This is a genomic window from Gammaproteobacteria bacterium, assembly GCA_027296625.1.
Classification (GTDB): Bacteria; Pseudomonadota; Gammaproteobacteria; order JAKEHO01; family JAKEHO01; genus JAKEHO01.
In genome coordinates this window covers 1-5,523 of sequence record JAPUIX010000037.1, presented here as the reverse complement: position 1 = coordinate 5,523, position 5,523 = coordinate 1, and the positions used below count along the sequence as shown (strand labels likewise).

Here is a 5,523-nt window from a genome sequence, read left to right as displayed (position 1 = left end):
CCGCGTATCGCATTAGGGCCAGCGGCTATGACAGACCGCATCAACAGGCCGAACACATGACTGCACCCGACCAACTTGCACAAACGTCAAATCAACCCTTGCCAATGGGGAGCCGTCCACACATGACCCAAAGCGGACATTTGTGGACGGGCAGATCGCCTATCGCCTAACACCGAGCACATTGATGGGTTTTGGCGACGATGAAGATAAGCTCGTTCTGATCGCAGACGCGGACGAAAAAGGCACCAAGCTGGTTGCGTTCTGGCGCAACAAGATTCCGGCGGACTTCAAGAAAATAGCAGGCGCCAAGTCCCGCCGTATCGCCGGTCAAATCCGAATCGACGTAAGTTATCTGACCATTGAGCCGTCACCGGTTGTACTGGGGTACGGCGCCGTCGTGCTGAACGGGACTTTTCCTGAGCCGTCGCCTGCGCGCGGCGACATATTCGGAAATGCCATTACGGCTGGCGTTACGCGGCTCGCACCCCGCGGGATTCAGAAGTTTGTCTGGGACCCAAAGGCGAACAAGTTCAGAAAAGCCTGGATGGACCTCACGATAGACAATACCGATGTGATGGTCCCGGTCGTATCGGCAAAGACGAGGCTCATCTACGTCGCGAACAAGGTCGGGCTCCGGTACGAATATGCCGCTCTCGATTGGGAGACAGGTAAGCTCAAAGCCCGTTGGACATTCCCGAACGATAGCTTCCTCTACAATACGTGGGGCGGGATCGGCTATTTCCTCCTCGATGGCGATTTGATCTTGGGCGGGTTCTTCAGCGCGAAGCGCATCAACTTCAGGAAGTGATCATTTCCGCCAACCGCGTAGAACTACGCCGTATGGTCCAAAAAAGAATGTCCCTTAACAGGAAAGATGAGATGAAAACGCTGAGTACTACAAAGCGCATTCTGGCAATCATTGCTGCAATGATGCTCTTCGCCGCGCCCACGGTGGCGGACGTCAAGGACCGCATGGTCGAGCGCCGGGCAATCGTGGCTGCGGTCTGGGGCATGCCGATCGTCAACTTCCAGGCCATGCGCGATGGCCTGAAACAAGGCGCAGGAGAGCGGCATGCACACAAGCAACCGATTTACCCTGAGGATGCCGGGTGGCGGCTTAATCTATGGAACGGTGCAAATCGGCCGCCCCAATCCAGCCGGGAAACAACTCAGAACTTCCAGGCGACCCCAAGACTCCCGTAAGTCGACTTGAAGCGGTTCGTGGCCGTAACATCAAACATAACCTTGGCAACGATCGACAGTTTGCCATCGGCGAATTTGGGTTGCCAAAGAAATCCGGGACCAAGCCCGAGAGACTCCCCCTTGAAATCGCCGAGACGAGCGCCACTGCCGCTGTCCGCCGTCAGTTGTCGGTAGTAGTAACCTCTGAGACCGAGGGCAAAGTTTTTCGATAAGAACTGGTTAACCGTGAAGTCAACATGGAACTCCGTGCCGGTCTTGTAGTCCGTGGCATCATTCCTCAAATTCACCATTATTCCTGGTGCTATCGACACCTCTGTTCCCGATCCCGGATTAAACCAGGTTACAGCACCGATGGTATCGAAAGCCCAGTAATTACGGCCAAGATTTACAAGGTTCTTCACGTCGTACCCGCCAACTGGGGCGATGATCACCTCTGCGAATTTGAAGTGAAAATTGCCAGCCGTCCAGTTGAGCTGTAGCGGGACAATGGCGATATCGGCGAGGTTGAATGAGTTATCACTGGCACTGGCACTGCCGCCAAATCCGGTCGCTGACACGTCCAAACTGGCATATCCAAACGGAATAATAGCGGCGATCGTATAGGTTCCGCCAAGAACCGGTTTTTCAAAAGTGTACGCCGCTGCAAGAAAATTAAGCACGACAGTCAGGTCGATGCCCAGATCGACTGCCCCCCGCAAAACGGCTCTATCCACGCTGGCGACTTGCGTATAAACCGAATTTGCGACCTGAAGTCCGGGCTCGGGCGATAAAGCGATCAAAACGTCTCCCGCGCCACCGGGGATATATAGGCTTGAGCCGCCTTCAGCAGCTATTGCACTAACACCATGAGCGCACAGAGCATAAGCGAGCAGAAACCCGCATAAAATTAATGTCGTTCTCTTAATCATTGGTGCCACCTTTCCTGCCTCGGGACAATGCACCCAATGCCACGGCTTTCTCGCCGTCCATGGCGTCGTAGGCCTACCCAGCGAGATCTGATATTGCGCTAACTAATCGGAGACCGATCTAACGTCTGGCCTGCTGGCCTTGTACGGGTTTTTTCCGTCGCCGCCTGTTGCGACGGCCGGTTTTGTTCCAGGCATTATTTCGAAGCCCATCTCGAAATTGAATAGCGTTGAGGCGAGCTGCTGCAGCACTTTTGCGTTGCCCTTTACTTTTGCTTTGCCAGTCTCGATCTGCTTTGCAAGCGTGATTTTGCCGACCATGACCTGAAGCAGGTCAGAACGGTTGATCGTGAGCGTCAGATCGGAATTCATCGCCTGATGGCCTTGTAAAACAGTGAGAGTCGCATTGTTCATCTCAACGACGAACTTCTCTTTGTTGTCCGGCGTCACGAGATTGATCGTAAATTTCATACCTTCGGCTTTGCGGCTGTCCATACGGATCGCAATGAACTCCAGGAACAGTTGGGTCGACATTGCGCGGATCATGTCCGGCCCGGAACTTTTCGGGGAGGCCCCAGTCGGAATACCGTTCCGTAGTTCATAGGCAGCGGCTAGGAAGCTGTTGCGCACGCTCGGGCTTTCCTGTTGGTATCCGATCTGCTCAAACACGTCCGCCAGCAAATCTTTTGCTTCCTGGTTATTCGGTTCAGCGAGGACTAGCTTGTTGAGAATTTCCATGGCCAACTTATACTTGCCCGCCTTGTGGAGTTCCCGGCCCTTGGCAATAATCTTATTCGCGCCACCCATCATCTCGACGTACAGAGGTGCCGAATCTTTGGGCGACAGCGGAATCAAAGTCGTCGGGTTGGCGTCCCAGTACCCAAGATAGCGATTGATCACGGCTCGCACATTGTGCTCCATCGAGCCGTGATATCCACGCGCTGCCCAGCTGTTCTTCAAGCTTTTAGGAACCTGGTAAACGTTGTGGATCTGATTGATAGTGACCCCTCGGTTTGCCAGATGCAGCGTGTGATTGTTGATGTGAGCGTAGATATCCCGCTGTATACGCATCACTTCCTGAACACGCTTATTTCCCCAGCGCGGCCAGCTATGCGAGGCGAACATTACCTCGGCCTTGGTTCCAAACAGGTAGAGCGCGCGGTTGATCTCCCGCGACCAGGCAAGAGCATCCCGCACCAGCGCACCTCGGAGCGTGTAAATGTTGTGCACCGTGTTAGAAATATTCTCCGCCATCCAGAGCGCTTTCCATTCCGGAAAATAAGTGTTCATCTCCGCGGGCGCCTCGGTCCCCGGCGTGTTCTGAAAAATCATTCTCACACCGTCGATGGTTACTTCTTGGAGCCTCTTATTGATGACCTTGGTGGGCGGAATCAAACCAAGGTTGCCTACTGCGGTGTTTTTGCCGATTGACTGGTCCACGTGGCCAAAAGGACTTGCATTCAACAACACGCCGTACTGGTAGAACATTCGGCGAGTCATGGCGTTACCGGCATGGACATTTTCGGCGATTGCGTGAGCCATGAAACCACCCGGCGCCAGGATCTGGACCTTGCCGCTGCGCACGTCTGTCTCTTTGACAATGCCGCGTACACCACCAAAATGATCGGCATGCGAGTGAGAGTAGACGACAGCTACGATAGGATAGGTTCCCAAATGTTCACTGAGCAACTCGTATGCAGCCTTGGCAGTCTCCGCAGCGGTAAGAGGATCGAACACAATCCAACCCGACTTGGAGCGAACAAAGGTGATGTTGGCGAGGTCGAAGCCGCGTACCTGGTAAATTTTTCCCTTTAGCACTTCGTAGAGGCCATAGCTCATATTTAGCTTGGCCTGACGCATCAGCGATGGGTGGATGCTGTAATAGGTGGCGTTTTTCTTCAGCAGGAACGCATACCGGCCCATGTCCCACGCGGTATGGCCGGCCTGCGCCTTGATCTTCTTGTATTTTGGTGCGGCGATGAAACCCCGCTTAGCTTCAACAAAGTCGCGCTTGTCCCGGAATGGAAGCGAATTCTGCAGTTTCTTGTGCTTCGCAATCGTATGCGATGAAGGGGGTTTCCCCTTTTTGTCGAAATGCGCAATCCCTTGCGCCGTTGCCATTGACGCAAACGCTAAACTGGCTGCAACCGAAACAAGAGCGGCCGGTATTCCCCTCATCGTTACCTCCTCATTTTGCTTGCACCGACGAAGCTGACTAAGACTATGTCGCGTTAGCGTGTACATTGCCGGCTATTGCCCGCAGCCCTCAATCCTGCACGACCAATCGCTGATCGGAAGCTACAAGGTCACCCAGGCTTATTTGCGCTTGCCAGGTGTGAATTTGCTAATCTTGGTGCCTTGGATTCCGAGCCCAGCCATCAGGCCCTTTTGATTGAAGAAGAACACGTAAATACCTTTCCTGGCAGTCGTCGTGGTCATCGCGCCGGCTGCTCCCTTGTCGACGATCACGATATTAGGGCCGGTTCCGATCTCCCATCCACCGCTTTTGTTGAGATGTCTCATCGCCGAATTTGTCATGAGGAACATCGCATAACCGAATTTCTGAACACCCGCTTGCAGGCCGTACGAGAGCGAAGCCGTGGCGTAATAGCCTATGGTCTTGCCTCCTCTTCGCAGCGCGCCCTCTCCGCCTTGGGCGCCAATGATGAACCCCGCCTTAACGATCCTAGGAAACACCAGGATACCTCTGGCCCGCGGTGCAAGCGCCCTGGCTGCCGCCGAGGTGCTAAGGAGCTGTTTCAGCGCCGCGTTTACGTCCCGGTCGATCTTGGCGGCCGACGCATTGTTGGCGGGATTGTGTGCTGATACCAGGGTGGTCGTGGCAAACAAAATGGCCACCATCACGCATACAGTTTTTCGAACCATGACGATTAATGCGGAAGTTCTCCTGGCTTTCATCGTGGATCTCCGAGATAGCTGTCACCGCTGACATTGCCCAAATGGGCAATGGATAAACAGTGTTTGTGTCTGCTGAGCTTGCCCAGTCCCAGATCGCGATTGAGCCCTTTGCAAAAGAACGCTGATCCCGACCTGGCGTCGGATATGCGGCCGATGGTTGCTTATCGCAGTGTCCAATCATCAGTTCAATCTTCCGACCGTTCCTTTGGAATTCCGGCTATCTAATGCCATTTCATTCCGGCGCTTCGCGAGGGCCGCAGCGGCAGTCAGGCTAAAGTTGATACAATCGGGATTCCCTATATGACTCCCGCCAATCGCCATTACGACAGACATCGTGAGTCGCAATTCTACATTAGCGTGGGCCTTGGAGTTAACTGGTACTAGTGACAGGTGGAGGCAGAATAAATTACAGGGCGCGCGCAGATGCCTAGCTCGCCAATGTCTGCTTTTGATGCAGTGGACGGCTCCCACCCGCCGGCATCGCAATGTGCCAAAG

Annotated in this window: 5 protein-coding genes; 2 read left to right on the top strand and 3 right to left on the bottom strand. The window is 54.2% G+C overall.

Annotation, left to right across the window (positions count from 1 at the left end; all coding sequences use genetic code 11):
- Positions 1-142 precede the first annotated feature (142 nt).
- Positions 143-808 carry a hypothetical protein gene (locus O6944_01970; GenBank protein ID MCZ6717910.1) on the top strand — a complete coding sequence of 222 codons (666 nt, stop codon included), beginning with the start codon at positions 143-145 and terminating at the stop codon, positions 806-808.
- A 71-nt stretch (positions 809-879) separates the two neighbouring features.
- Entirely contained in the window at positions 880-1,203 is a 324-nt protein-coding gene (locus O6944_01965; protein MCZ6717909.1) for a hypothetical protein, read from the top strand.
- Here the strand turns inward: O6944_01965 and O6944_01960 are convergent.
- From O6944_01960 to O6944_01950, 3 genes are all read right to left on the bottom strand, one after another.
- Positions 1,170-2,111, bottom strand: a complete 942-nt coding sequence (locus tag O6944_01960) for a transporter (protein MCZ6717908.1) — start codon at positions 2,109-2,111, stop codon at positions 1,170-1,172. The two genes, O6944_01965 and O6944_01960, sit on opposite strands and share 34 nt — an antisense overlap.
- A gap of 102 nt (positions 2,112-2,213) precedes the next feature.
- Complete coding sequence (locus tag O6944_01955; protein ID MCZ6717907.1) at positions 2,214-4,229, bottom strand: MBL fold metallo-hydrolase; 2,016 nt, start codon at positions 4,227-4,229, stop codon at positions 2,214-2,216.
- 195 nt (positions 4,230-4,424) lie between these two features.
- Complete coding sequence (locus tag O6944_01950) at positions 4,425-5,027, bottom strand: YSC84-related protein (GenBank protein MCZ6717906.1); 603 nt, start codon at positions 5,025-5,027, stop codon at positions 4,425-4,427.
- Between the last annotated feature and the right edge of the window lie 496 nt (positions 5,028-5,523).

What these genes read in the sequence shown, in the direction of transcription:
- O6944_01965 (MCZ6717909.1), top strand. Translation starts at nt 880, where the DNA reads ATGAAAACGCTGAGTACTACAAAGCGCATTCTGGCAATCATTGCTGCA.
- O6944_01960 (MCZ6717908.1), bottom strand. Translation starts at nt 2,111, where the DNA reads ATGATTAAGAGAACGACATTAATTTTATGCGGGTTTCTGCTCGCTTAT.
- O6944_01955 (MCZ6717907.1), bottom strand. Translation starts at nt 4,229, where the DNA reads ATGGCAACGGCGCAAGGGATTGCGCATTTCGACAAAAAGGGGAAACCC.
- O6944_01950 (MCZ6717906.1), bottom strand. Translation starts at nt 5,027, where the DNA reads ATGAAAGCCAGGAGAACTTCCGCATTAATCGTCATGGTTCGAAAAACT.